The sequence below is a fragment of the Bacillus sp. Medicinal_06 genome, assembly GCF_056711665.1.
The window spans coordinates 1-579 of the sequence record NZ_JBWYHD010000062.1; the positions used below are offsets into that span (position 1 = coordinate 1).

1 protein-coding gene is annotated in these 579 nt (G+C 42.8%); it reads right to left on the bottom strand.

Going from position 1 to position 579, the window contains the following annotated elements; translation table 11 throughout:
- The coding region (locus AC1M36_RS28455) for a 3D domain-containing protein (RefSeq protein WP_479846524.1) at positions 1-579 on the bottom strand (579 nt) is incomplete at both ends.

Consider the following 579-nt stretch of genomic DNA (forward strand, 5'->3'; position numbering starts at 1 on the left):
GAACGTCGATACGGTTACCTTTAATTGCACCACCAGTGTCACCAGCAATTGCTTCTCCATATCCTTCTACCCATACTTTTGATCCTAATGGAATCACTTTCGGATCAACAGCAATCATCTTCATGTTCGGATTCGCTGTTAGGTCGTGACCCATTGCAGTTAATACACGACCACCATATGTGCCATTTTCGCTCGGATGAGCTGTATATGCTGTCGCTACAACTGTTAATTCACGACCACCAGAAGGAGCATTTGTTTCTGCCGCTTTTACTTGAGTAGCTGGCTTAGCAGCTGGTTTTTCTTGTGCCGCTGGAGCTTGTGCCTCTGCTTTTGCAGGTGCTTCAACTTTGGCAGGAGCAGGCGTTTCTTGTTTTTCAATAACAGGTGCTGTACCTGTTAAATAAGGAACATGAACGTAAGCCGTTTTCCCGTTATATTCGAATTGTAACCATTCATTTTGTACTTGGCTTGTTGTTTCAATCATATCGTCTTTCTTAAGCGTACCAAGAATTTCTGAGTTTGTGTTCGCTTCAGCACGTACGTTTAATACGTTTGCTGTTACGTAATAGATGCTTTTTG